Consider the following 22,863-nt stretch of genomic DNA (forward strand, 5'->3'; position numbering starts at 1 on the left):
AAACGCGGATTACTTGCCCAGCGCCGACTGTGCGCGCTGCAGCCATTCGCGGTTGTGTTCGCGGGCGTGGCGCGGCCAGTGGCGGGCGTCGTGGACGATATCGGCATAGAGTTGCTGCGCGCGTTCGCGGTCGGCGGCGTCGGGCTGCGCCGCCAGCCAGTCGGCAAAGAGGCAGCGCGGCGCGGCATCGCTGGCGCTGGTCAGCGCCTGCTCGAACGCGGCCCGCGTGCCGGATGCACCGGTGGCCGCCAGCGCGCGCGCAAACAGCAGGGCCGGATCGGGCTGCTGGCGCGACTGCGGATTGGCGGCGAACAGCTTCTCCAGCGTTGCCAGCGCGCCGGCGGCATCGTTGGTGGCGAACTGCGCCTGTGCCAGTCCCTGCAGTAGCGCCGGATCGGTCGCAAACGGTCCGTTGGCCGCTGCCTGGTAGTGCTGCAGGGCTTCCGACGGCTGCCCGGCCGCCAGCAGCGCGGCGCCCAGGCGCATGCGGTGCGCCACCGTCGGGGCGCGGTCAAAGTCTGAGCGGGCCTCGCGCACCGCGCGGTTCGGATCGACCAGTTGCGTGATGGCACGCGTGGCCGCACGCGCGCCGCGCGACTGGCGCAGCGCGGGCAGGTAGATCGCGAAGAAATACACCACGCTGCCCAGCCCCGGGAACAGGAACAGGATCAGCAGCCAGTACATGTTCTGGTGCGTGCGCACCGCGTGCACCGCAAAGAACAGTGCGACGATGATATGGATGCTGATGCCGAAGATACGCATAGGGAATTCACCTTTGAATCAATGGCCGGCACGCCGGCCGCCGGCATTGTGACAGAAAGGCAGGGCGCCGGGTTTCAGCCGCCCGCCGCAATGCCGGCGCCGGCCGACTGCAGCCCCGCCACCGCCTGCGGCGTCAGCACGGCCTCGCCATTGACCGCACGCGCCACCAGCGCATCGGCCGCCTCGATGGCAATGCCCTGTGCGCTGTACCAGGCATCGTCGTAATAGGTGTTGCCGTAGCGCTCGCCGCTGTCGCACAGCAGGCTGACGATGGCGCCGCCCTCACCCGCCGCGTGCATCTGCTGGGCCAGGTACAGCACGCCGACGAAATTGGTGCCGGTGGACCCGCCCACGCGGCGCCCGAAGCGCCCGGCCAGGTAGCGCATGGCCGCGAACGAGAGCGCATCCGGCACCTTCAGCATGGCGTCGATGCAGGTCGGGATAAACGAATGCTCCACGCGCGGCCGGCCGATGCCTTCGATGCGCGAGCCCTCCGCCAGGGACAGCTCCGGCTGCGGCTTGCCCTCCAGGCAGCTGCGGAAGTAGTCGAAGAACACCGAGTTCTCCGGGTCCGCGCACAACACGCGGGTCTGGTGGCGGCGATAGGCCACATAGCGCCCCAGCGTGGCGATGGTGCCGCCGGTGCCGCCGCTCGATACCAGCCAGGCCGGCACCGCATGCTCTTCCTGCGCCATCTGCTTGAAGATCGACTCGGCGATATTGTTGTTGGCGCGCCAGTCGGTGGCGCGCTCGGCGTAGGTGAACTGGTCCATGAAATGCCCGCCCGTCTCCTGCGCGATGTGGCGCGAGGCGGCGTAGATCTCGGACGGGCTGTCCACTAGGTGGCAGTGCCCGCCGTAGAACTCGATCGCCTCGATCTTGGCGCGCGAGGTGCCCGCCGGGATCACCGCCACGAACGGCAGCCCGAGCAGCCGCGCAAAGTAAGCCTCGGAGATTGCCGTCGAGCCGCTGGATGCCTCCACCACCGTGCTGCCCTCATGCAGCCAGCCGTTGCACAGCGCGTACAGGAACAGCGACCGCGCCAGCCGGTGCTTGAGGCTGCCGGTCGGATGACTGGACTCGTCCTTGAAATAGACGCGGATGTCAGGGTAGCCCGGCAGTTCCAGCGGGATCAGGTGGGTGTCGGCGGAACGGTTGAAATCCGCATCGATCTTGCGGATGGCCTCATGGGTCCAGTCGGAAAGTGGCATGGCAGTGTTCCGGGCAGGCCGGGCATCGGGACAGACCGTCAGGATGCCAGAAGCGCACGCCACAAATCCAGTTTCCGGGATGGGCAGGCGGCCTGGCACAACCCGCAAAGGGCGGTTTCTCCACAACCGCGGGACCAGGCATGGCATTTCCTGTCCGGATGCAGCCACCGGCGCGGGTGCTGGGATATGATAATAGGACTAACATCATATGTGACTGCAACAGATGTCCCCGATGTCCGCGATACCCGGGAGCACCCGCCACCTTGCCCGCCCCAGCCAGCCGACCGGTCCCGCTCCCCGGGTCCTGCATTGCGCAAGGCTGCCGTGATCGAGGCCACCCTCAACATCGCCGCCGGCAAGGGTTTCCAGGGGCGTGGCTCGGCGCGCGTGAGCCTGGTGGCCGGCCGCTATGCCAACCGCATCGTGCTGGTCACGGACTCCGGCTCGGCCGATGCGCATGACGTGATGGCCGTCATGCGCCTGCGCACGCCGCCAGGCACCGTGCTGCGCATCCAGGCCGACGACCCGGACGAAGTCGCCGCGGTCTGGGCCATCGCACGAATATTCGGACCAGGGAACGGCCAGCCATGAGCGAACGCAAACCGGACGCCGGCACTGGCATCGCCGCGGATAGCGGCCGCACGTCCTTTGACTCCTATATGCGGTTCCTGGCCGAAGCCCCGCGTGACGGCACGCCCGTGGTGCTGGAGACCGAGACCGCCCTGTCGCTGCACTTCGACGTGCTGGCCACGCAGAGCTTCATGTCGCGGCGCGATCCCGACCGGCTGGTGCTGGGCTATACGCGCACCATGATGGGATTCCTGCTGCTGCATCCGTCGCCGGCACGGATTTCGGTGATCGGGCTCGGCGGAGGCTCGCTGGTCAAGTATTGCTACCGGCACCTGCCTGCCACGCGGGTGGTTGCTGTCGAGATCGACCCAGCGGTGATCGCACTGCGCGAGCGCTTCCGCATTCCGCCCGACGATGTCCGCCTGCAGGTGGTCTGCGCCGATGGCGCCGAGTACGTCAGGGGCCGGGAAGCGCGCCCCGAGGTCATCCTCGTCGACGGCTTCCTGGCTGACGGCATGCCGCTGCAGCTTGGCTCTGCCGGCTTCTACGCGGCCTGCCACGCGAGGCTGGCCGACGACGGCGTGCTGGTCGCCAACTTCCTGGCAAGCGACCGTGGCATGCCGCACTACCTGGACGCGGTGCGCGCCGTGTTCGGGGTCTCGATGTCGGTCGCGCGCGCCGAGGACAGCTGCAACTACACGTTGTTTGCCTGGAAAGGCCAGCCCCGGCTGCCGTCGCTGCAGACGCTCCTGGCACGCGCACGGGTGCTGGAAGCCGTGCATGCGCTGAAGCTGACACCGACTGCCCGCCGCATGAAGCGCGGCGAGGCAGTTGCCGCCGACCCCGACGCCTGGCACGCCCTTGCCCGGCCGCCCCGGCACGCCCTGTAGCGGCAACGCAGGTCCTCCGCCTCCCTTTCCAATCCGCCAGACGCCGCCCCATCGCCATGCCGATCCTGTACCTGCGCAAACTGACTGGGAAGCGGCGCAGCCCCCACGCCAACCGGCACCTGGCCGGCTACCCTGCTTTGTCGCAGGCGCCATCAATGCCGGCGGCTTCCTGGCCGTGCAGCAATACACCTCGCATATGTCCGGCGTGGTCTCAGCCATGGCCGACAACCTGGCGCTGGGCAGCTTCGCGCTGGTGCTGGACGGGGTCGGGGCGCTGCTGTCGTTTCTCGGCGGCGCTGCGTGCTCGGCGGTGCTGGTCAACTGGGGGCGGCGCGAGCGGCTGCACAGTGAATACGCGCTGCCGCTGGCGCTGGAAGCGGGGCTGCTGCTGTGCTTAGGCCTGATCGGCGGCAACCCTGGGGCAGCACCAGTGGCTGTTCGTGCCAGCCACGGTGATGCTGCTGTGCTTCATCATGGGGCTGCAGAATGCCATGATCACCAAGCCCTCGAACGCCGAGATCCGCACCACCCACCTCACTGGCATGGTTACCGATATCGGCATCGAGCTGGGTAAGCTGTGCTACTGGAACGCAGCCGCGCCGGCACGCACGCCATCAAGCACACAAGCGCGCCCCCTGCCCCGCGTGCTCGCCGACCGGTGCAGCGCCTGCTGGTGGTGCTGGTCACGCTGTTCTTTGCCGGCGGCGTCGCCGGCGCGCTGGGGTTCAAGCACCTGGGTTTCAGCGCCACGCTGCCGCTGGCCGTGCTGCTGGCGCTGATCGCAGTGCCGCTGACCGACGACCTGCGCAGCCGCTGGCGCACAGGCTCACTGCCGCGCCTGGCGGCGCGGACGCGGCAACGCGTGCAGGCGGGCGCGCTACACCGGCGGCGCTAGGCGCCGTCTAGCGGTACACCAGCACCGGAATCTTGCTGTGCGTCAGCACCTTCAGGGTTTCGCTGCCGATCAGCATGCCCTGGACCCCGCGCCGCCCGTGCGAAGCCATCACGATCAGGTCGCAGCCCATCTCCTCGGCCGTCTTGATGATGGCCTCGTAGGGATGGTCGTTGACGACGTATGCCGTTTCACAGGGCACGCCTGCGGCGCCGGCTTCGTCGGCCAGTCCGCGCAGGTAGCGGGTTGCTTCTTCCCAGGCTTGCTTCACGTAGGTTTCGCGCGTGCCCTCCAGCATCTCGACCTGGTAGGTCAGCACGTGGTAGTTCGGACAGACCCGCACCGCGGTGGTACGCGCCCCCATTTCCCGCGCCAGGATCAGGGCCTTGCGGAATGCCGATTCAGACAGGTCGGAGCCATCGACCGCCAGCAGGAGATGCTTGAACATGATTGCCTCCTTGCCTGCATAGTTGCCGGCTAAGGCGCTCACTTCCGATGCGTCGTCGCCATGCGTCCGAAAGTGCGAGCCCCGCAAGGCGCACAGGGAGCGACCGATACCTCCGGTTTCGAATGATTCGTCGCTCGACTCCAGTATAGGTGCGCCATGGCCCACGGCAATCCGGCATGCGTCACATGCGCACGGGTGGATTCAATACCAGCGATTTGCGAAGCCGTTGGCTGGCTGCGGGCCGCGTCAGGCCCGACCAGGGTCGCGCCGGATCGTTGCGCAATCCTCCGTCAGCCATGCGGCGACAGCCTCGACCACCGCTTGCGGCGCTTCCATGGTGATCATGTGCCCCGCATCCTCGATCACTTCAAGCCGCGCCGCCGGGATCCGCTCGCGCATGTCCACGTGGCTGTCCAGCGGGTTCCAGTGATCCTGGCGGCCGTCGGGCAGGTAATGGCCGGCAGCAGCGCCGATGCGTCCGGACGCCCGAGCAACGCCCGCACCTGCGCACGCGCGTGGGTCCGGTGGACTTCAGCACCGCGTCCGTGGATGCCTCGCTGGAGTTCGGCGACGGCCAGCGGCCGGGCCTGCATAACGATTTCGTGGTGCCGCTGCGGTTGTCGCCCTATGCGGCGCCGTCATGGGTGGCCGCGCATGGCCAGGCGATCGACGCCGGCACGCCGCGGTCGGCGCTGATCCAGCACCTGACGCTGTCCGACGCATGGGAAGGCTGGTTCGCACGGCAAGGCATCAAAGCCAGCCCCGGGCCACGAAGGGCCGCGCTACGAGGTGATGTCGATGGCGTTGAACGCCACCGTGGCGGGGATGGGCGTGGCGCTGCTGCCCTCCTACATGACCGGGGACCTGCTGGCGGTCGGCAAGCTGGAGCGCCTTTCCGACACAGCCTGGCAACATCCGAAGGGCCTGGTGTATCCGCCGGCGTCGGCACAGATGCGGGCGCTGAAGGTGTTTCGCGACTGGCTGTTGCAGCAGCACGAGGCAGGTGCCGCCGAAGGAAGCCTGAAGGCCTAATGCCGGTCGGCATACGCGCGAGTCTCGCGCCGGGCTAAGCGGATTTCCTGATGTGTGTGGCTGCGCTGACTGAGCTAGCATCCTATGCACCATCCCTCTTCATGCCCCGCCATGCGTGACTTCAAGCGGTTGCTATCGTGCCTGCTGGCTGCATTGTGTGCTGCTTGTGCACAGACGATGCCTCAGCCCTCCGGTCCGCTCGCATTCAACGCGGCGACGGTAGGAAGCCCGGGAAGCCGCGCCACGGCAGAACTGTACCGGCCCGAGGGCGCCGGCCCGTTTCCCGCGGTCGTCGCGCTGCACGGCTGCGATGGCGTCAGCCCGCACTACCGGACCTGGGCACGCCGGCTGGCCTCGTGGGGCTATGTGGTACTGCTGGTGGACAGCTTTGGCCCGCGCAACCTCAGGACGGTATGCAACCATGGCCGGGACGTCCCCCCCGAGCTGCGCGCGCAAGATGCACTGGGCGCCGCCGCTTACCTGCGCGCGCGGCTGGACGTGGTGGGGAGCCGCATCGGCGTCATTGGCTTCTCGCACGGTGGCTGGACTGTGCTCAAGAGCGTGCTCGCCAGCGATGCCGGAGTCGAGGTCACCCACCCCTTCGCCGCCGCCGTGGCGTTCTACCCAGGCTGCGAGATGCCCCGCTCCGTCCTGCTCACCGACACACTAATCCTGATCGGCGACGCCGACGACTGGACGCCCGCCGCGCGCTGCGAACGCTGGCGCGATATCGTTATGAAGCACGACCATACGGTCGAGATGATCGTGTACCGCGGCGCCGTACATGGCTTTGACACGAGCCGTCCGCCCCATGCCTTCGCCGGGCACATCGTCGGTCAGGATCCCGCTGCCGCCGAAGATGCCATCGCGCGGACGCAAACCTTTTTCCGGCAGCGCCTGATGGCGCCGTAGACAGTTGCTCCGGGCGCAACCAGCGTGAGCTATGGCATAGATATTGCGTAGAGGACACACAGGCCAACGGCGGCCTTGAAACAGATTGGCAAGCCGCGATGACATGCTCCGAAAAGGAGCATCCCGGGCAACGACGCCCCGAAGCGAATGGACCACGAACCGGACAACCGGTTCGCAGGCATCGCGCTTCGGGGCGCTTTGGCTTTGCCGGTCAGCGCGGTGCGCGTCTGCGTCGACACTACCTGCAAGGCATGGCATGAACGCTCTCTCTACTCAGTCACCCGAGACCGAGATGTCCGCCGAAACCATCGGCGCATCGGTCAACCTTTCCGGAAGGCAGCGCATGCTGTCGCAACGGATCGTCCTCCAGATGCTGCTCGCTTCGCGGGGGGACACTGCCGCGCTCGATATCGCACGCAAGCGCCCGTCAATGTTCGAGCCGGGGCCAACCAGAGTTTGATGCGGAGACGCCCTTGAAACGTTACCTCTGTTCCTTCTGCCTGATTGTCTGCAGCGTCCTGTCCCTGGCCGGGACCGCTTCCGCCGAAACGCTGACGATCAACGCGGCGATCAACAAGGCGGGCCGCCAGCGCATGCTGTCTCAGCGCATGGCCAAGGCTTACTGCCAGGCAGGCCTCGGCGTTGAAGTCGAACGTTCAAAGAAGATTCTCGAACAGTCCGCAGCGCTCTTCGACAAGCAACTCATGGAGCTGAAGGCGTTCGCGCCCACGCCTGATATCAAGGACACCTACGCCAGGCTCGAGCAGACATGGATTCCCTATAGACAGTTGCTGTCCGGCGGCGATCCGAATCCCGATAGCGCGAAAACCATCGCAAGAATGAGCGAGGACGTGCTGAAGCTTGCGCAACAGGGAACCCTCCTGCTCGAGAAACATTCTGGCACCGCGACGGGCAAGCTGATCAACGTTGCCGGCCGCCAGCGGATGCTCTCGCAGAGAATCGCCAAGATCAGCATGTTCCGCGCCTGGGGAATTACCTCCCCCCAGATGGCGCAGGATCTGGACACGGCTACCAGGGAATTCGCAGCCGCGCAGGAGCTCCTCACCTCGGCGCCGCAAAACACCGAGGCAATCCGTCGCGAACTGCTGCTTGCCGGCTCTCAGTGGCTGTTCTTTGAAGAGGCACTCAACCAGACCGGGGTCAGTCGCGCGGAACAGTTGAGAAACATCGCCACGACCAGCGAGCGTATTCTTCAGGTGATGGATGACGTCACCGGCATGTATGAAGGGATGCCCAGGTAACGTGGGTGCGTGAACGAGCTATGCCAGATGCTGCTTTACAGACAGCCACGCCTGCAATGCCTGCCAGGCGCGCAGCTTTTCCGGGTAGGACAAGGTATGAGCGGGACTACTGGATGGAAGCTTGATGGTCCGGTGATGGTCGTCATGCTGCCCGAGTACCTTCAAACCGATACGCGCAGCAGTGCCGCCATTGAAGGCGATGACAGCCAGCCTGGGTAGTGATTCGATCAGGCTCGCCAGGTCGTTGCCGGCGTGATCCCGGATGTTGCTGTCCAGGCTGCCCTCACGCTTCGCTTGCGCCACCACGTCCCACAGACCGACGTGATGCGCCAGAAGCGTTTGCAGCCGCGCGGCATAGTCCATGTGGACCAGGTCTTCACCCAGAACATCGCCGGTCAGGCGCCAGAACTGATTCTGCCGATGCGCGTAATACTGGCTTTGCGCCAGTGACGCCTCGCCCGGCAGGCTGCCAAGAATGAGGATGCGCGTGCCGGCGTCAACGACAGGCGGGAAGCACCGCTTCAGCGTCATCGGTCACGCGCTCCGTTACAACACATTGAGATGGGAATCCCCCGCCGCCTACGCGGCGAGGGCAGCCGGGGCGTCAGGCCAGCAGCTTGTTGACGCGCTGCACATATGCAGCCGGATCGTCCAGCATGCCGCCTTCGGCCAGCAGCGCCTGGTCGAACAGCACCTGCACGCGGTCGCTGAAGGCATCGCCCTCGGGGAGATCGCGCAGTTTCTGCACCAGCGCGTGTTCCGGGTTCAGTTCCAGGATCGGCTGGGCGTCCGGCGCCTTCTGGCCGGCCTGCTTGAGCAGGCGCTGCAGATAGCCGCTCATGTCGCCTTCGTCAGAGACCAGGCACGAGGCCGACGCGGTCAGGCGCAGCGTCACGCGCACGTCCTTGGCCTTGCCGTCGAGCACGCCCTTGGCGCGTTCGACCACGTCCTTCCAGTCGGCCTCGGCCTTTTCCTGCTCGGCCTTCTCGGCTTCGTCGGCGAGCTTGCCCAGGTCCAGGTCGCCGCGCGCGACCGACACCAGTTCCTTGCCGTCGAACTCGCGCAGGAACGACAGCATCCATTCGTCGACGCGGTCGGTCAGCAGCACCACTTCGATCCCCTTCTTGCGGAACACTTCCAGGTGCGGGCTGTTCTTCGCGGCGGACCAGGTATCGGCCGTGACGTAGTAGATCTTGTCCTGGCCTTCCTTCATGCGGCCGACGTAGGCGGCCAGCGCCACATTCTGCTCGGCGGTGTCGTTGTGCGTGGAGGCAAAGCGCAGCAGCTTCGCCACGCGCTCCAGGTTGGCCTGGTCTTCGCCGATGCCCTCCTTGAGCGCCTGGCCGAACTGCTGCCAGAAGGTGGTGTACTTGGCGCGCTCGGCTTCTTCTTCACTGTCGGCCAGCGTTTCCAGCATCGACAGCACGCGCTTGGTGCAGCCCTCGCGGATGGCCTTGACGTCGCGGCTTTCCTGCAGCAGTTCGCGCGATACGTTCAGCGGCAGGTCGGCGGAATCGACCACGCCCTTGACCCAGCGCAGGTAGCCCGGCAGCAGCTGGTCGGCGTCGTCCATGATGAAGACGCGCTTGACGTACAGCTTCAGGCCGGCCTTGTGGTTGCGGTCCCACAGGTCGAACGGGGCGCGCGCCGGGATATACAGCAGCTGGGTGTATTCGCTGCGGCCTTCCACGCGGTTGTGGGTCCAGGCCAGCGGCGCCTCGTTGTCGTGCGCGATGTGCTGGTAGAAGGCGGTGTACTGCTCGTCGGTGATGTCGGACTTGGCACGCGTCCACAACGCGCTCGCCTGGTTCACGCTTTCCCACTCGGCGGTGCGCTGGTAGGTGCTGGATTCTGCGTCCCACACCTCCTTGGGCATGCGGATCGGCAGCGAGATATGGTCCGAATACTTCTGGATGATGCCCTTCAGGCGCCAGGCCGAGAGGAAGTCGTCCTCGCCCTCGCGCAGGTGCAGCGTGATGGTGGTGCCGCGCTCGGTGCGGGCTATGGCATCGATGGTGAACTCGCCGTCGCCGGTGCTTTCCCAGCGCACTGCGTCTTCGGCGCCCAAGCCGGCGCGGCGCGTTTCCACCGTGACCTTGTCAGCGACGATAAAGGCCGAGTAGAAGCCCACGCCGAACTGGCCGATCAGCGCGGCGTCTTTCTGCTGGTCGCCGGACAATTGCTGGAAGAATTCCTTGGTGCCCGAGCGGGCGATGGTGCCGAGGTTGCGGATGGCCTCGTCGCGGCTCATGCCGATGCCGTTGTCGGTGATCGTCAGCGTGCGCGCCTTGGCGTCGGCCTCGATGCGGATCGCCAGGTCGGCGTCGTTCTCCAGCAGGGACGGGTTCGCGATCGCCTCGAAGCGCAGCTTGTCGGTGGCGTCCGAAGCATTCGAGACCAGCTCGCGCAGGAAAATTTCCTTGTTGCTGTACAGCGAGTGGATCATCAGGTGCAGCAGTTGCTTCACTTCCGCCTGGAAGCTCATCGTCTCGTGCGGTGCGGTCATGGTTCTCCTCTTGGAAACAGGCGAATCTTGAAAGTGGGTGTGACCACGGTCATGTGGCCGGTGCCGCCAGACATAGGGCCGCCCGGGCCATTTTTCAAGGCCCGGGTGCTGCCGGGATGTGACTTACAGGCGTTCGAGCTGGCGCGCCAGGAAGGCCAGCATGTCCGGGTGGCCGCTGCTGGCAACGTTGAAGCGCATCCAGCCCGACGGCATCTGCGACGGCGAGAACAGGCTGCCCGGAGCGAACAGGTAGCCTTCTTCATGCCCCGCGGTGGCGATCGCGTTGGTGTCGCGGCCGGTATCGGCCCACAGGTACATGCCGGCGTGCTGGCCGGGAAAGAGACGCAGGCCCAGCCGCTCCAGCTCGCGCCGGGTCTCGTTGCGGGCGCGGTCCAGCCGGGTGCGCACGCGCTCCACATGCTTGCGGTAGTGGCCCTCCGTCAGCACCTTGTACAGCACGCGCTCGTTGATCTCAGGCGTGGCCAGCCCCGCCAGCAGCTTGCTGTCGGTCAGCGCCGACGCCATCTCCGGGTGCGCGGCGATAAAGCCCACGCGCAGGTTGGCCGCCAGGGTCTTGGAAAAGCTGCCCAGGTAGATCACCCGGCGCAGTTGGTCCAGGCTGGCCAGCCGGGTGGCGGCGTGGCCGGGCGGGCACAGGTCACAGTAGATGTCGTCCTCGACGATCAGGAAGTCGTACTGCTCGGCCAGGCGCAGCAGCTGGAAGACCTTGGCCGCCGACAGCGAGGTGCCGGTGGGATTGTGCAGCACCGAGTTGATCACGAACAGCTTGGGCCGCCGTGCCTGCACGATGCGCTCCAGCGCCTCCAGGTCCGGCCCCTCGGCGGTGTAGGGCACGCCGATCACCTGGGCGCCCTGCGCGGCAAAGCGGCCGAACATCACGAACCAGGCCGGGTCGCCCACCAGCACCGTGTCGCCGGGCTGCAGGTAGAGCCGCGCAATCAGGTCCAGGGCCTGGGTGATGCCCGAAGTCAGCACGATCTGCTCGGCGCTGGCACCGATCTCCAGTTCTTCCAGCCGGGTGCGCAGCTGCTGGCGCAGCGGCAGGAAGCCCTGCGGCGTGCCGCTGGCCAGGAAATGGTTGCCGGGCTGGCGGCCCAGCCCGCGCAGCGCGCTGGCAATCAGTTCGCCGTCGAGCCAGTCATTGGGCAGGAAGCCCAGCCCGGGCGCTTTGTGCGCCTCGGCGGTATGGAACATGCTGCGCAGCAGCCAGGTCACGTCGATATTGCGCGCCACCGCCACGCCGCCGGACACCGGCGCCGCGGGCGCGGCCGGGGCGCGCTCGCGCACGTAGAAGCCGGAGCCGCGGCGCGATTCCAGGTAGCCCAGCGCCACCAGCCGCTCATAGGCCTCGACCACGGTAAAGCGCGAGATGCCCTTCTCCTGCGCCAGCTGCCGGATCGACGGCATGCGCATGCCGGCGCGGAACACGCGCTCGTCGATGCGCATGCGGGCCCATTCGGTCAGCTGCTCGACCAGCGTCATCTGCGCCGAAGGGATCGGATCCGGGAAGCGCTCGGTGGGCGGCACCACCAGCCGCAGCGCGCGGCCGGAGGCATGCCCCGATGTGCTTTTGGCGTCGCCTCCACTATCCTTCTGACGGGCGACGGTGGCAGTCTCGCTGCCCGCGTCGCCATCCCTGCCGTTGGCATCCATGTGCTGCTCCTGCAACTGTACTGAATACGATCCGCTCAACTGTACCGGTACTGTACCGACTACCTTGTCTACCATCAAGCCACGATGAAGCTCGCCCTCGATCACCTCGTCATCGCCGCGCCCGACCTGGCCGCCGGCACGGACTACATTGCCGGCCTGCTGGGCATTGCGCCCCAGGGCGGCGGTGCGCACGCGGCCATGGCCACGCACAACCGCGTGCTGGGCATGTTCGGCGGCGTCTACCTAGAAGTGATCGCGGTCGATCCGGCCGCCGCCGCGCCGGCACGCCCGCGCTGGTTCGGCCTGGACACCGAGGCCGTGCAGCAGCGCCTGCGCGACGGCCCGTTCCTGCTGCACTGGGCCGCGCGCGCGGAACGCCCCGCCGACCTTGGCCGGTGGCAGGCGCAGTACCCGGAGCGCATCGCCCCGGTCATCCCGATGACCCGCGGCGGCCTGCACTGGCGCATCACCGTGCCCGAGGACGGCAGCCTGCCCGCCTGGCCGGGCGAGGCCGACAGCGCTGGCGACGGCCTGCTGCCCAGCCTGATCCAGTGGGACGTGGCCAGCTACCCCGGCGTCAGCCTGCCGCGGCAGGACCTGGCGCTGCGCAGGCTGTCCGGGCGCCACCCGCGCGCCGAGCTGCTGCGCCAGGGACTGGCCTGGCTGGGCGCCGACCACCTCATCGCCATCGAGCAGGCCGACGGCCCGCCTGAACTGATTGCCGAAATCGAAACCGCGCAGGGCATCCGCATCCTGCGCTAGCCACACCCAGAACAAGCCCACCAGGAGACCCCCGATGTCCGCCACCCGCAAGCGCTTCGACGAAGCCCCCTACCTCGACCACTGCACCGCCACCGTGGTGGCGGCCGGCGCCGAAGGGATCGAACTCGACGAAACCGTGTGCTACGCGCGCAGCGGCGGCCAGGCCGGCGACACCGCCACGCTGGCGCTGGCCGACGGGCGCTCGGTGGCCATCGTCGACACTGTCTACGCCGACGACCGCAGCCGCATCCTGCATGTGCCCGCACCGGATGCGCCGCTGCCGCGCGTGGGCGAGCGCGTCACCGTGACCATCGACTGGGCGCGCCGCCACAAGCTGATGCGGCTGCATACCTGCCTGCACCTGCTGGGCTCGCTGATCCCGGCGCCGGTGACCGGCTGCGGCATCTCGCCGGAGTCGGCGCGCGTCGACTTTGACCTGCCGGAGTCGACCCTGGACAAGGCCGACCTGACCGAGCGCCTGAACGCGCTGATCCACGCCAACACCGCGGTGCGCACCACGCTGATCACGCCGCAGGAACTGGCCGCCCAGCCAGAGCTGGTGCGCACCATCGGCGCCGCGCCGCCGGTGGGCACGGCCAGCATCCGCATCATCGAGATCCCCGGCGTGGACCGCCAGCCCTGCGGCGGCACGCACGTGGCCAACACCAGCGAGATCGGCGCGGTGGTGGTGACCAAGATTGAGAAGAAAAGCCGCACCAACCGGCGCGTGGTGGTCGCGTTCGCGTGATGGCGTCCGGCTTGCTCACCGGCCTGACGGCCGCGCAGTTCCTGGCCCTGCTGACCCTACTGACGGTGGGCCTGTTCACGCCCGGGCCCAACACCGCCATCGCCGCGGTCACTGGCGCCAACTTCGGGCTGCGCGCCACGCTGCCGCACTGCGTGGGCGTGGCCTTCGGCTTTGCCAGCATCCTGGCGCTGTGCGCGCTGGGCGTGGGCGCGCTGGTCCTGGGCCAGCCCGCGCTGGCCGCCAGCGTGCACCTGGCCGGCGTGACCTACCTGCTGTGGCTGGCGTGGAAGATCGCGCGCAGCACGGTGCTGGCGCAGAAGCAGGTGCTGCGCCCGCTGAGCGTGTGGCAGTCGGCGGTGCTGCAGTACGCCAACATCAAGGCGTGGATGCTGGCGCTGGCGGTCGCGGCCTCTTACATGACGGGCGCGCCCTCGCCGGTGCAGCGCGTGCTGCTGGTGTGCGGCGTGTTCGCCGTGCTGGGCTTTGTCAGCAACGGCGTGTACGGCGTGCTGGGCGCATCGCTGCGGCAATGGCTGCAGCAAGGCCAGCGCGTGCGCTGGTTCAACCGCGCCATGGGCGCGGCGCTGGCGCTGACCGCGCTGTGGATTGCGGTCAGTGCCAGCCCGGGCGTGCAGTGACCCCCGGCGATCCGATTCCGAGCCAATGACAACCAAGACCCCGACCATGCCCGCCAGCCGCCCCGCTTCACCGCCACTGACGTCTGCCCCACCGGCCTCCGGCGGCATGCTGCTCGGCTTTGTCGGTGTGGCGATCTTCAGCCAGACGCTGCCGTTCACGCGCATGGCGGTGGCCGAACTGGACCCGATCTTTGTCGCACTGGCGCGCGCCGTCCTGGCCGCGCTGCTGGCGCTGGCGCTGCTGGCCTGGCGCGGCGCGCTGTCCGCCAGCCGCCGCCCGCGCGGCGGCCAGTGGCCGCGGCTGGCCGTGACCGCGCTGGGCGTGGTGGCGGGTTTCCCGCTGTTTTCTTCGCTGGCGATGCGCGAGGTGCCGGCCAGCCACGGCGCCATCGTGACCGGCCTGCTGCCGCTGGCGACCGCGGTATTCGCCGCCTGGTTCGGGCGTGAGCGGCCGTCGCCGGCGTTCTGGCTGTCGGCATTGGCCGGCAGCGCGCTGGTGGTGGGCTTTGCCGTCTGGCAGGGCGCCGGCGGCCTGCAGCATGCGGACTGGTACCTGTTCGCCGCCGTGGTGCTGGGCGCGCTGGGCTATGCCGAGGGCGGCAAGCTGTCGCGCGAACTGGGCGGGCTGGAAACCATCAGCTGGGCGCTGGCGGTGTCGCTGCCGGTGCTGGTGCCGGTGGTGGCCTGGCTGACCCTGCGCGACCTGCCGGCGATTGCCGCGGCGTCGCCGCGCGCCTGGGGCGGCATGGCCTATGTGTCGGTGTTCTCGATGTTTGTCGGCTTCCTTTTCTGGTACGCCGGTCTCGCAAAAGGCGGCGTGGCGCGCGTCGGCCAGATACAATTGCTGCAGCCGTTCCTGACGCTGGCGGGAGGCGCGCTGATCCTGGCCGAGCCGCTTGACGCCCCCACCATCGCCTTCGCGGTGGCGGTGATCGCCGTCGTGGCCCTTGGCCGCCGCGCCGCCGTGCAGCAAAGCGCACCTGCCGCGGAAACACCACCGATCCTCCCTGGACGCATTCACTGACTGGAGCCTACATGTCCCAAACCTCGGTCTACGACACCCTTGCCCGCCTCGGCATCGAACTGCCGGCCGTCAACGCCCCCGCCGCCGCCTATGTGATGGCCGCGCAAACCGGCAACACCGTGTTCCTGTCCGGCCATATCGCCCGCAAGGACGGCAAGGTATGGACCGGCAAGCTGGGCAAGGACATCGATACCGAGTCCGGCAAGGCCGCCGCGCGCGCGATCGCCATCGACCTGCTGGCCACGCTGCACGCGCATGTGGGCGACCTGAACCGCGTCACCCGCATCGTCAAGCTGATGAGCCTGGTCAACTCGACCCCCGAATTCACCGAGCAGCACCTGGTCACCAACGGCGCCTCCGAGCTGCTGGCCGAAGTGTTCGGCGACAAGGGCAAGCATGCGCGCAGCGCCTTCGGCGTGGCGCAGGTCCCGCTGGGCGCCTGCGTCGAGATCGAGATGATCGCCGAAGTCAAGGCGGCCTGAGGCCCGCATGCGCATCGACAACCTGCCCTTCGGCACCACCGACTGGTCGGCCATCGCGCCGACCCGCCACCCCGGCGAGCAGGGCGAGGCCACCTGGCGCACGCGCCAGTTCGGCGACATCCGCGTGCGCATGGTCGAATACTCGCCCGGCTACCTGGCCGACCACTGGTGCAGCAAGGGCCATATCCTGTTCGTGCTGGACGGCGAGCTCCATACCGAGCTGGAAGACGGCCGGCAGTTCGTGCTCGGCGCGGGAACCAGCTACCAGGTAGCCGACCAGGCGGAAGCGCACCGTTCGTCCTCGCCGAAGGGCGCACGACTATTTATCGTTGACTGAGCGGCAGGCTTGCCGCTCAGCCCAGAATCCCCCCAGACCACAAGAGACACATCATGAAATGGGCCATCTCCCGCCGGGCACAGCAACTGACCAGCTCGGCCATCCGCGAAATCCTGAAGGTCACCGAGCGTCCGGAAGTCATTTCGTTCGCCGGCGGCCTGCCGTCGCCGGCCTCGTTCCCGGTAGCGGCCATGGAGGCAGCGACGGCCCGCGTATTCGCCGACAACCCGCAGGCGGCGCTGCAATACGCCGCGACCGAAGGCTACCTGCCGCTGCGCGAGTTCGTCGCCAGGCGCCATGGCGCGCCGGTCGAGCGCGTGCTGATCACCACCGGCTCGCAGCAGGCACTGGACCTGATCGCCAAGGTGATGATCGACCCGGGCAGCAAGGTGCTGGTGGAAACCCCCAGCTACCTCGGCGCACTGCAGGCGTTCTCGCTGTTCGAACCTGAGTTCGTCTCGATCCCGAGCGACGACAAGGGCCTCCTGCCCGAGGCGCTGACGCCCGAGCTGACCGCCGGCGCGCGCTTCCTGTACGCCCTGCCCAACTTCCAGAACCCGACCGGGCGCCGCCTGCCGCTGGAGCGCCGCGAGGCGCTGGTGGCCCGCGCAAAGGAACAGGGCGTGCTGCTGGTCGAGGACGATCCCTACGGCGCGCTCAGCTACACCGGCGACCAGCTGCCCAGCCTGCTGTCGATGAACCCGGACGGCGTGATCTACATGGGCTCGTTCTCGAAGATCCTGGCCCCCGGCATGCGCCTGGGCTACGTGATCGCCCCGCCCGAGCTGCACTTCAAGCTGTGCCAGGCCAAGCAGGCGTCTGACCTGCACACGCCGACCTTCACCCAGCGCGTGGCCTACGAGACCATCCGCGACGGCCTGCTCGACACGCATATCCCGACCATCCGCGAGCTCTACGGCAAGCAGTGCCAGTACATGCTGGACGCGCTCAAGCGCCATATGCCCGAGGGCGTGACCTGGAACGCGCCCGAAGGCGGCATGTTCATCTGGATGGAGCTGCCCGAGGGCCTGGACAGCATGGTGATCCTGGAAGAAGCCGTGAAGCGCAACGTGGCCTATGTGCCGGGCGCGCCGTTCTACGCCAGCAACCCGAAGCGCAACGCGCTGCGCCTGGCCTTTGTCACGGTGTCGGCCGAGCGCATCGAGCAGGGCGTGGCGATCCTTGGTGAGCTGTTCCGCGAAGCCATCGCCGCGGCCGCCGCCAAGCAACCGCGCGCGGCCTGAAGCCCGGGCGCGCATCACCACAGGAGCCGACATGTTGCGTATCTGGGGCCGACTCTCCTCCATCAACGTGCAGAAAGTGGTCTGGTGCGCGCGCGAGCTGCACCTGGACCATGAGCGCGTGGATATCGGCGTGACCAAGGGCGACCTCGACACCGAAGCCTATGTGCGCCTGAACCCGAACCGCCAGATCCCCGTGATCGAGGATTTCCGCGGCACCGATGTCGGCGGCGAGCCCTTCGTGCTGTGGGAATCCAATGCGATCGTGCGGTACCTGTGCGCGCGCTACGGCGAAGGCACACTGTGGCCCGAGGACGTCAAGGCACGCGCCTCGGCCGACCGCTGGATGGACTGGCAGACCACCGCCTTCAGCCCGGCCATGGTGACGGCGTTCCTGAACCTGGTGCGCAAGCCAGAAGCGGAGCGCGACGAGGCCGCCATCAAGGCATCGTGCGAGCGCACCGAGCCGCTGGCGGCGTTGCTGGACAAGGCGCTGGCCGGGCGCGAGTTCATCGGCGGCGACCGCTTCACCATGGCCGACATCTCGCTGGCCTGCGCCGCGCACCGCTGGATGGGGCTGCCGCTCAAGCACCAGCCGCGCCCCGACCTGGAGCGCTGGTTGAGCGCGATGCGCGCCCGCCCCGCCGCGGACGGCATCCTGGAACTGCCGCTGCGCTGAGCCGCGGCAGTTTTTTCTTTCCTGCGGTCCGGCCTTACTTCACGGCGCGCGAGCCCGATGCCGCGGTAAATACCCCCAGCCCGATAAACGCCGCGCCGGTCAGGTAGCGGCCGAACGCGCGCGCCCTGCCGGCGCGGCGCAGTGCCGGCATCACCGCGGCGGCGGCCATCACATAGCAGGCATCGGTGGTCGCGGCAATCAGCACGAAGGCCACGCCCAGCGCCAGGCTCTGCGTCAGCGCCGAGCCCGCCGGGTTCATGAACTGCGGCAGGAAGGCGGCAAAGAAGATCGCGGTCTTGGGGTTGAGCAACGCCACCACGAAGCCGTCGCGCACCACCTGGCGCAGGCTGCGTGGCGCCACCTCCGGGGTGTCGCCGTTCGCGGCCGCCCCACCCCCGCGCAGCGCGCGGATGCCCAGCCAGATCAGGTAGGCCGCTCCCGCGTACTTGACCACCGAAAACGCCAGCGCCGACACCGAGAACAGCATCGCCAGGCCCAGCGAGGCGCCGATGGCGTTGCCCAGGTTGCCCAGCGCCACCGCGCCGATCGAGGCCAGCCCGGCCCGCCGGCCCTGCGCCAGCGTGCGCGTGACGATATAGACCACGGCCGGGCCGGGCGTGATGGCCAGCGCCAGGCTGGCGAGCACGAATGCGGTGAGCAAAGGCCAAGGGGGAAAGAACTCGGTCATGGGCAGCCTCATTCAATGGTTGGATGCGGGCAGCGCACCCGCGGCATGACGCCCGCCAGTATGCGCCGACTGCCGGCGCTTGCGCCAGTGCCGGCATGGCTGCCGGGCCAGTCATGCGAGCCGGTGGCAGGCACGCAGACTTTTGCAACAGGCGCCGTTTAGAGTACTCTGGCCGGTGTGCCTGGAAGGCACCACGTGCGCCGCAATGCCCCCCAGGGAAACCCTGATCCCTGAATGTGGCTCATGCCAGGCGTGACGCAATGTACGGCAGCGATCACGGAACCCGTTCCTACAATCGCTGGTTCTTTCCCGCGCGCGGCGGATGCCGCTCGCCGGTGCAAAGCGCATGCACGGCGCCGAGGGCACGCAGATCGTCCCGGCGCCTGAGCCAACCTGAGGAGGACATCGATCGTGTGGAGTCAAGTCTATGACCCGCTAGGCAATATGGCGCTGTCGACCATTGCCGCGGGGATTCCCGTCGCCGTGCTGCTGGCAGCGCTGGCGTTCTTTCATATGCAGGCCCACTTGGCGGCCGGGCTGGCGTTGCTGATCGGCATGGTGGTCGCCTCGACGGTGTTCGGCATGCCGGCGGCGATGGCCGGCAAGGCGGCGGGGCTGGGCATCGTGTCCGGGCTGTTCCCGATCGGCTGGATCGTGCTGAACATCATCTTCCTGCATCGGCTGACAACCCTGAATGGATCCTTCAAGGTCTTGCAGAACTCGATCTCCGGCATCACCGAGGACCGCCGCCTGCAACTGCTGCTGGTGGCGTTCAGCTTCGGCGCCTTCTTCGAGGGCGCGGCTGGCTTCGGCACGCCGGTGGCCGTGACCGGCGCCATCCTGATCGGCCTGGGCTTCTCGCCGCTGGCCGCCTCGGGCCTGGCGCTGATCGCCAACACCGCGCCGGTGGCCTATGGCGCGCTGGGCGCCCCGATCATCGGCCTGGCGTCGGTGACCGGGCTGGACCTGCTCGACCTGTCGGCCATGATCGGCCGCCAGCTGCCGTTCTTCTCGGTGATCGTGCCGTTCTGGCTGATCTGGGCCTTTGCCGGCTTCCGCGGCATGCTGGCGATCTGGCCGGCGATCCTGGTGGCGGGCGTGAGCTTTGCGATCCCGCAGTTCCTGGTGTCGAACTTCCACGGCCCGTGGCTGGTGGACGTAATCGCCGCGCTGGTGTCGATGGGCTCGCTGACGCTGTTCCTGAAGGTCTGGCATCCGAAGGAGATCTGGACCTCGACCAGGATCCTGGGCCGCCACGACGACTCCAAGGTCGACCATCCCGAAGCGCTCGAAGCCGATGCGCGCGCCAGCGCCGCCTCGGTCGGCATCTCGGTGGCCAAGGCCTGGATGCCGTGGGTGATCCTGACGGTGTTCGTCTTCGTCTGGGGCGTGCCCGAGTTCAAGAAGCTGATGGATAGCCTGTGGGCGTGGAAATTCCCGATCCCGGGGCTGGACAAGGCTGTCGTCAAGGTACCGCCGGTCGTGCCCAAGGACGTCATCGAAGGCGCGGTCTTCAACTTCAACGTGCTGTCGATGGCCGGCACCGGCATCTTTGTCTCCGCCATCGCCGGCGGCCTGCTGATGGGCTACTCGGTGCCGCGCCTGTTCAAGGAGTACTGGGAAACCATCAAGCTGGTGCGCTACTCGCTCCTGACCATCTGCGCGATGTTCGGCATCGGCTACCTGACCCGCTACTCGGGCCTGGATGCCACGCTGGGCCTGGCCTTCGCCCACACCGGCGTGTTCTATCCGCTGTTCGGCACCATGCTGGGCTGGTTGGGCGTGGCACTGACCGGTTCGGACACGGCCTCGAACGTGCTGTTCGGCGGCCTGCAGAAGACCACGGCGGAGCAGCTGGGCCTGTCGCCGGTGCTGATGGCCTCGGCCAACAGCTCGGGCGGCGTGATGGGCAAGATGATCGATGCGCAGTCCATCGTGGTGGCGTCGACCGCCACCAAGTGGTACGGCCACGAGGGCGACATCCTGCGCTATGTGTTCTTCCACTCGATCGTGCTGGCGATCCTGGTGGGCCTGTTCGTGACGCTGCAGGCCTACGTGCCGCCGTTCACGCATATGGTGATCCATCACCCCTGACCGTTCAGCAGTTTCCGCACTGCGGTTCAGACAAGGCCCCACCCCTGGCGGTTCCAGCCCTGGCGGGGCTTTTCCATTGTGCAAGGCGCGTATCATGTTGTGTCTGATCCGCCGCACGCGCGCCCCCACCTCCCACGAAGACGCCGGGGCGCGCCGGGCACAACGGGAAACCTACCATGTTGCGTCGCCTGGAAAGACTGATCGACCCCTTCCGGGGCATGCCCGACCACGAGCCACCCGGCCAGGTCTGGCGCTTTTATGCCTGGTACCTGCGCGAAGTCTGGGGCGTGTTCGCGCTGCTGTTGCTGGTGGGCCTTGTCGGCGCGCTGATCGAGGTGGCACTGTTCAGCTTCCTCGGCCGGCTGGTCGACATGGCCCAGACCACGCCCGGCGCGGAGTTCTTCAGCCGGCATCGCAATGAACTGCTGTGGATGGCGGCGGTGGCGCTGCTGCTGCGCCCGATCTTCTTCGGCCTGCACGACGTGCTGGTGCACCAGGTCATCAACCCCGGCCTGGCCAACATGATCCGCTGGCAGAATCACCGCTACGTGCTCAAGCAGAGCCTGTCGTTCTTCCAGAACGACTTTGCCGGGCGCATCGCGCAGCGCATCATGCAGACCGGCTTCTCGCTGCGCGACTCGGCCGTGCAGGCGGTGGACGCGATCTGGCACGTGGTGATCTATGCGGTCAGCTCGCTGGTGCTGTTCGCGCAGGCCGACTGGCGGCTGATGATCCCGCTGCTGCTGTGGATCGTCTGCTACGTGGCTGCCCTGCTCCATTTCGTGCCGCGCGTGAAGCAGCGCTCGGTGGTGGCCACGGAATCGCGCTCGCGGCTGATGGGGCGCATCGTCGACGGCTACACCAATATCACCACGCTCAAGCTGTTCGCCCATACCCGGCACGAGGAAGACTATGCGCGCGACGCCATGGCCGACCAGACCGACAAGGTGCGCCTGGCCGGACGCATGATCAGCGGCATGGACATCACCATCACCGCCATGAACGGCGCGCTGATCGCCGGCACCACCGGGCTGGCGCTGTGGCTGTGGAGCGAGGGCCATGTCACCACCGGCGCGATTGCGCTCACCACCGGGCTGGTGATCCGCATCAACAATATGTCGGGCTGGATCATGTGGGTGGTCAACGGCATCTTCGAGAACGTCGGGCAGGTGCAGGACGGCATGAAGACGATTGCCGTGCCGCGCGTGGTCACCGACCGCGCCGACGCAAAGCCGTTGCGCGTCACCCATGGCGAGGTCCGCTTCGAGCAGGTGGGATTCCACTACGGCAAGGGCTCAGGCGTCATCGAAGGCGTAGACCTGACGGTGCGCCCTGGCGAGAAGATCGGGCTGGTCGGTCCTTCCGGCGCTGGCAAGTCGACGCTGGTCAACCTGCTGCTGCGTCTCTACGACGTCGAGCGCGGCCGCATCCTGATCGACGGCCAAGACATCGCCGCGGTCACGCAGGAAAGCCTGCGCGCACAGATCGGCATGGTCACGCAGGACACCTCGCTGCTGCACCGGTCGATCCGCGACAACCTGCGCTACGGCAAGCCCGCCAGCACCGAAACTGAACTGGCCGAAGCCCTGCACCGCGCCCGCGCCGACGAATTCACCCCGCACCTGGTCGACGCCCACGGCAATACCGGGCTGGAGGCGCAGGTCGGCGAGCGCGGCGTGAAATTGTCAGGCGGGCAGCGCCAGCGCATTGCCATCGCGCGCGTGCTGCTCAAGAATGCGCCGATCCTGATCCTGGACGAAGCCACCTCGGCCCTGGATTCGGAAGTGGAAGCGGCGATCCAGGAGAGCCTGGAAACGCTGATGCAGGGCAAGACGGTGATCGCCATCGCGCACCGGCTGTCGACGATCGCGCGCATGGACCGCCTGGTGGTGCTGGACAACGGGCATATCGTCGAGAGTGGCACGCACGCGCAACTGCTGGCGCACGGCGGGCTGTATGCGCGGCTGTGGGCGCACCAGACCGGGGGCTTTGTCGGCGTCGACTGACCGGA

At 67.7% G+C, this 22,863-nt stretch carries 23 protein-coding genes and 2 pseudogenes; 17 read left to right on the top strand and 8 right to left on the bottom strand.

What is annotated here, in order from left to right; genetic code table 11:
* Positions 1-9: 9 nt before the first annotated feature.
* Positions 10-762 carry a tetratricopeptide repeat protein gene (locus tag AC1Q7H_RS00145; protein ID WP_211979985.1) on the bottom strand — a complete coding sequence of 251 codons (753 nt, stop codon included), beginning with the start codon at positions 760-762 and terminating at the stop codon, positions 10-12.
* A 74-nt stretch (positions 763-836) separates the two neighbouring features.
* Positions 837-1,973 carry a PLP-dependent cysteine synthase family protein gene (locus tag AC1Q7H_RS00150; RefSeq protein WP_211979986.1) on the bottom strand — a complete coding sequence of 379 codons (1,137 nt, stop codon included), beginning with the start codon at positions 1,971-1,973 and terminating at the stop codon, positions 837-839.
* A gap of 324 nt (positions 1,974-2,297) precedes the next feature.
* Here AC1Q7H_RS00150 and AC1Q7H_RS00155 point away from each other — a divergent pair, with 324 nt between their 5' ends.
* The 3 genes and pseudogenes from AC1Q7H_RS00155 to AC1Q7H_RS00165 form a co-directional block, all read left to right on the top strand.
* Positions 2,298-2,564 (top strand): HPr family phosphocarrier protein, encoded by a 267-nt coding sequence (locus tag AC1Q7H_RS00155; protein WP_249221186.1) that lies wholly within the window; start codon positions 2,298-2,300, stop codon positions 2,562-2,564.
* On the top strand, positions 2,561-3,433 hold the full coding sequence (locus tag AC1Q7H_RS00160) for a spermine/spermidine synthase domain-containing protein (protein WP_211979988.1): 873 nt from the start codon (positions 2,561-2,563) through the stop codon (positions 3,431-3,433). Before AC1Q7H_RS00155 ends, AC1Q7H_RS00160 begins: the two co-directional genes overlap by 4 nt.
* Before the next feature lie 56 nt (positions 3,434-3,489).
* Positions 3,490-4,292 (top strand): annotated as a pseudogene (locus tag AC1Q7H_RS00165) (YoaK family protein); the annotation flags it as partial.
* Positions 4,293-4,335: 43 nt separating this feature from the next.
* Here AC1Q7H_RS00165 and AC1Q7H_RS00170 read toward each other — a convergent pair.
* Positions 4,336-4,773, bottom strand: a complete 438-nt coding sequence (locus AC1Q7H_RS00170) for a universal stress protein (RefSeq protein WP_211979989.1) — start codon at positions 4,771-4,773, stop codon at positions 4,336-4,338.
* Positions 4,774-5,019: 246 nt separating this feature from the next.
* A complete protein-coding gene (locus AC1Q7H_RS00175) occupies positions 5,020-5,178 on the bottom strand; it encodes an alpha/beta fold hydrolase (RefSeq protein WP_211979990.1) in 159 nt (52 codons plus the stop codon).
* Positions 5,179-5,571: 393 nt separating this feature from the next.
* Here AC1Q7H_RS00175 and AC1Q7H_RS00180 point away from each other — a divergent pair, with 393 nt between their 5' ends.
* The 4 genes and pseudogenes from AC1Q7H_RS00180 (at position 5,572) to AC1Q7H_RS00195 (ending at position 7,979) form a co-directional block, all read left to right on the top strand.
* Positions 5,572-5,805 (top strand): LysR substrate-binding domain-containing protein, encoded by a 234-nt coding sequence (locus tag AC1Q7H_RS00180; RefSeq protein WP_211979991.1) that lies wholly within the window; start codon positions 5,572-5,574, stop codon positions 5,803-5,805.
* 111 nt (positions 5,806-5,916) lie between these two features.
* Positions 5,917-6,717, top strand: a complete 801-nt coding sequence (locus tag AC1Q7H_RS00185) for a dienelactone hydrolase family protein (RefSeq protein ID WP_492380806.1) — start codon at positions 5,917-5,919, stop codon at positions 6,715-6,717.
* Positions 6,718-6,820: 103 nt separating this feature from the next.
* A pseudogene (locus tag AC1Q7H_RS00190) lies at positions 6,821-7,156 on the top strand (chemotaxis protein); the annotation flags it as partial.
* A gap of 34 nt (positions 7,157-7,190) precedes the next feature.
* Positions 7,191-7,979 (top strand): type IV pili methyl-accepting chemotaxis transducer N-terminal domain-containing protein, encoded by a 789-nt coding sequence (locus AC1Q7H_RS00195; protein WP_013957446.1) that lies wholly within the window; start codon positions 7,191-7,193, stop codon positions 7,977-7,979.
* Positions 7,980-7,997: 18 nt separating this feature from the next.
* On the opposite strand, the gene AC1Q7H_RS00200 is transcribed toward AC1Q7H_RS00195, so the two are convergent.
* The 3 genes from AC1Q7H_RS00200 to AC1Q7H_RS00210 all read right to left on the bottom strand — a co-directional run bounded on the left by AC1Q7H_RS00200 (position 7,998) and on the right by AC1Q7H_RS00210 (position 12,159).
* Positions 7,998-8,510 (bottom strand): DNA-deoxyinosine glycosylase, encoded by a 513-nt coding sequence (locus AC1Q7H_RS00200; RefSeq protein WP_153953657.1) that lies wholly within the window; start codon positions 8,508-8,510, stop codon positions 7,998-8,000.
* Between the two features lie 73 nt (positions 8,511-8,583).
* A complete protein-coding gene (gene htpG, locus AC1Q7H_RS00205; RefSeq protein ID WP_013957450.1) occupies positions 8,584-10,485 on the bottom strand; it encodes a molecular chaperone HtpG in 1,902 nt (633 codons plus the stop codon).
* A 123-nt stretch (positions 10,486-10,608) separates the two neighbouring features.
* Positions 10,609-12,159: an aminotransferase-like domain-containing protein gene (locus tag AC1Q7H_RS00210; RefSeq protein WP_492380807.1), complete on the bottom strand. Its 1,551-nt coding sequence runs from the start codon at positions 12,157-12,159 to the stop codon at positions 10,609-10,611.
* Positions 12,160-12,243: 84 nt separating this feature from the next.
* On the opposite strand from AC1Q7H_RS00210, the gene AC1Q7H_RS00215 reads away from it, so the two are divergent.
* The 8 genes from AC1Q7H_RS00215 to AC1Q7H_RS00250 are packed head-to-tail and all read left to right on the top strand — an operon-like array spanning position 12,244 to position 18,070.
* On the top strand, positions 12,244-12,921 hold the full coding sequence (locus AC1Q7H_RS00215; protein ID WP_013957452.1) for a VOC family protein: 678 nt from the start codon (positions 12,244-12,246) through the stop codon (positions 12,919-12,921).
* 34 nt (positions 12,922-12,955) lie between these two features.
* Positions 12,956-13,669, top strand: coding sequence for an alanyl-tRNA editing protein (locus AC1Q7H_RS00220; RefSeq protein ID WP_211979994.1), 714 nt, complete (start codon positions 12,956-12,958; stop codon positions 13,667-13,669).
* Positions 13,669-14,307: a LysE family translocator gene (locus AC1Q7H_RS00225; RefSeq protein ID WP_211979995.1), complete on the top strand. Its 639-nt coding sequence runs from the start codon at positions 13,669-13,671 to the stop codon at positions 14,305-14,307. The genes AC1Q7H_RS00220 and AC1Q7H_RS00225 overlap by 1 nt, the downstream gene beginning before the upstream one ends.
* A 46-nt stretch (positions 14,308-14,353) precedes the next feature.
* Positions 14,354-15,331, top strand: a complete 978-nt coding sequence (locus AC1Q7H_RS00230) for a DMT family transporter (protein ID WP_041228431.1) — start codon at positions 14,354-14,356, stop codon at positions 15,329-15,331.
* Between the two features lie 11 nt (positions 15,332-15,342).
* A complete protein-coding gene (locus tag AC1Q7H_RS00235) occupies positions 15,343-15,813 on the top strand; it encodes a RidA family protein (protein WP_211979996.1) in 471 nt (156 codons plus the stop codon).
* A 7-nt stretch (positions 15,814-15,820) separates the two neighbouring features.
* Positions 15,821-16,150, top strand: a complete 330-nt coding sequence (locus AC1Q7H_RS00240) for a DHCW motif cupin fold protein (protein WP_010813560.1) — start codon at positions 15,821-15,823, stop codon at positions 16,148-16,150.
* A gap of 53 nt (positions 16,151-16,203) precedes the next feature.
* Positions 16,204-17,394: an aminotransferase-like domain-containing protein gene (locus AC1Q7H_RS00245; protein ID WP_013957457.1), complete on the top strand. Its 1,191-nt coding sequence runs from the start codon at positions 16,204-16,206 to the stop codon at positions 17,392-17,394.
* Positions 17,395-17,425: 31 nt separating this feature from the next.
* Positions 17,426-18,070 (top strand): glutathione S-transferase family protein, encoded by a 645-nt coding sequence (locus AC1Q7H_RS00250; RefSeq protein ID WP_211979997.1) that lies wholly within the window; start codon positions 17,426-17,428, stop codon positions 18,068-18,070.
* Positions 18,071-18,104: 34 nt separating this feature from the next.
* Here AC1Q7H_RS00250 and AC1Q7H_RS00255 read toward each other — a convergent pair whose 3' ends face one another.
* On the bottom strand, positions 18,105-18,758 hold the full coding sequence (locus tag AC1Q7H_RS00255) for a LysE family translocator (RefSeq protein WP_013957459.1): 654 nt from the start codon (positions 18,756-18,758) through the stop codon (positions 18,105-18,107).
* Positions 18,759-19,169: 411 nt separating this feature from the next.
* Here AC1Q7H_RS00255 and AC1Q7H_RS00260 point away from each other — a divergent pair, with 411 nt between their 5' ends.
* Both AC1Q7H_RS00260 and AC1Q7H_RS00265 read left to right on the top strand, forming a co-directional pair.
* Positions 19,170-20,852, top strand: coding sequence for an L-lactate permease (locus AC1Q7H_RS00260; protein ID WP_013957460.1), 1,683 nt, complete (start codon positions 19,170-19,172; stop codon positions 20,850-20,852).
* Between the two features lie 176 nt (positions 20,853-21,028).
* Positions 21,029-22,858 carry an ABC transporter ATP-binding protein gene (locus AC1Q7H_RS00265; protein WP_211979998.1) on the top strand — a complete coding sequence of 610 codons (1,830 nt, stop codon included), beginning with the start codon at positions 21,029-21,031 and terminating at the stop codon, positions 22,856-22,858.
* The last annotated feature ends 5 nt before the right edge of the window (positions 22,859-22,863 follow it).

The sequence above is a fragment of the Cupriavidus sp. GW823-FHT06D04 genome (genome assembly GCF_058795055.1).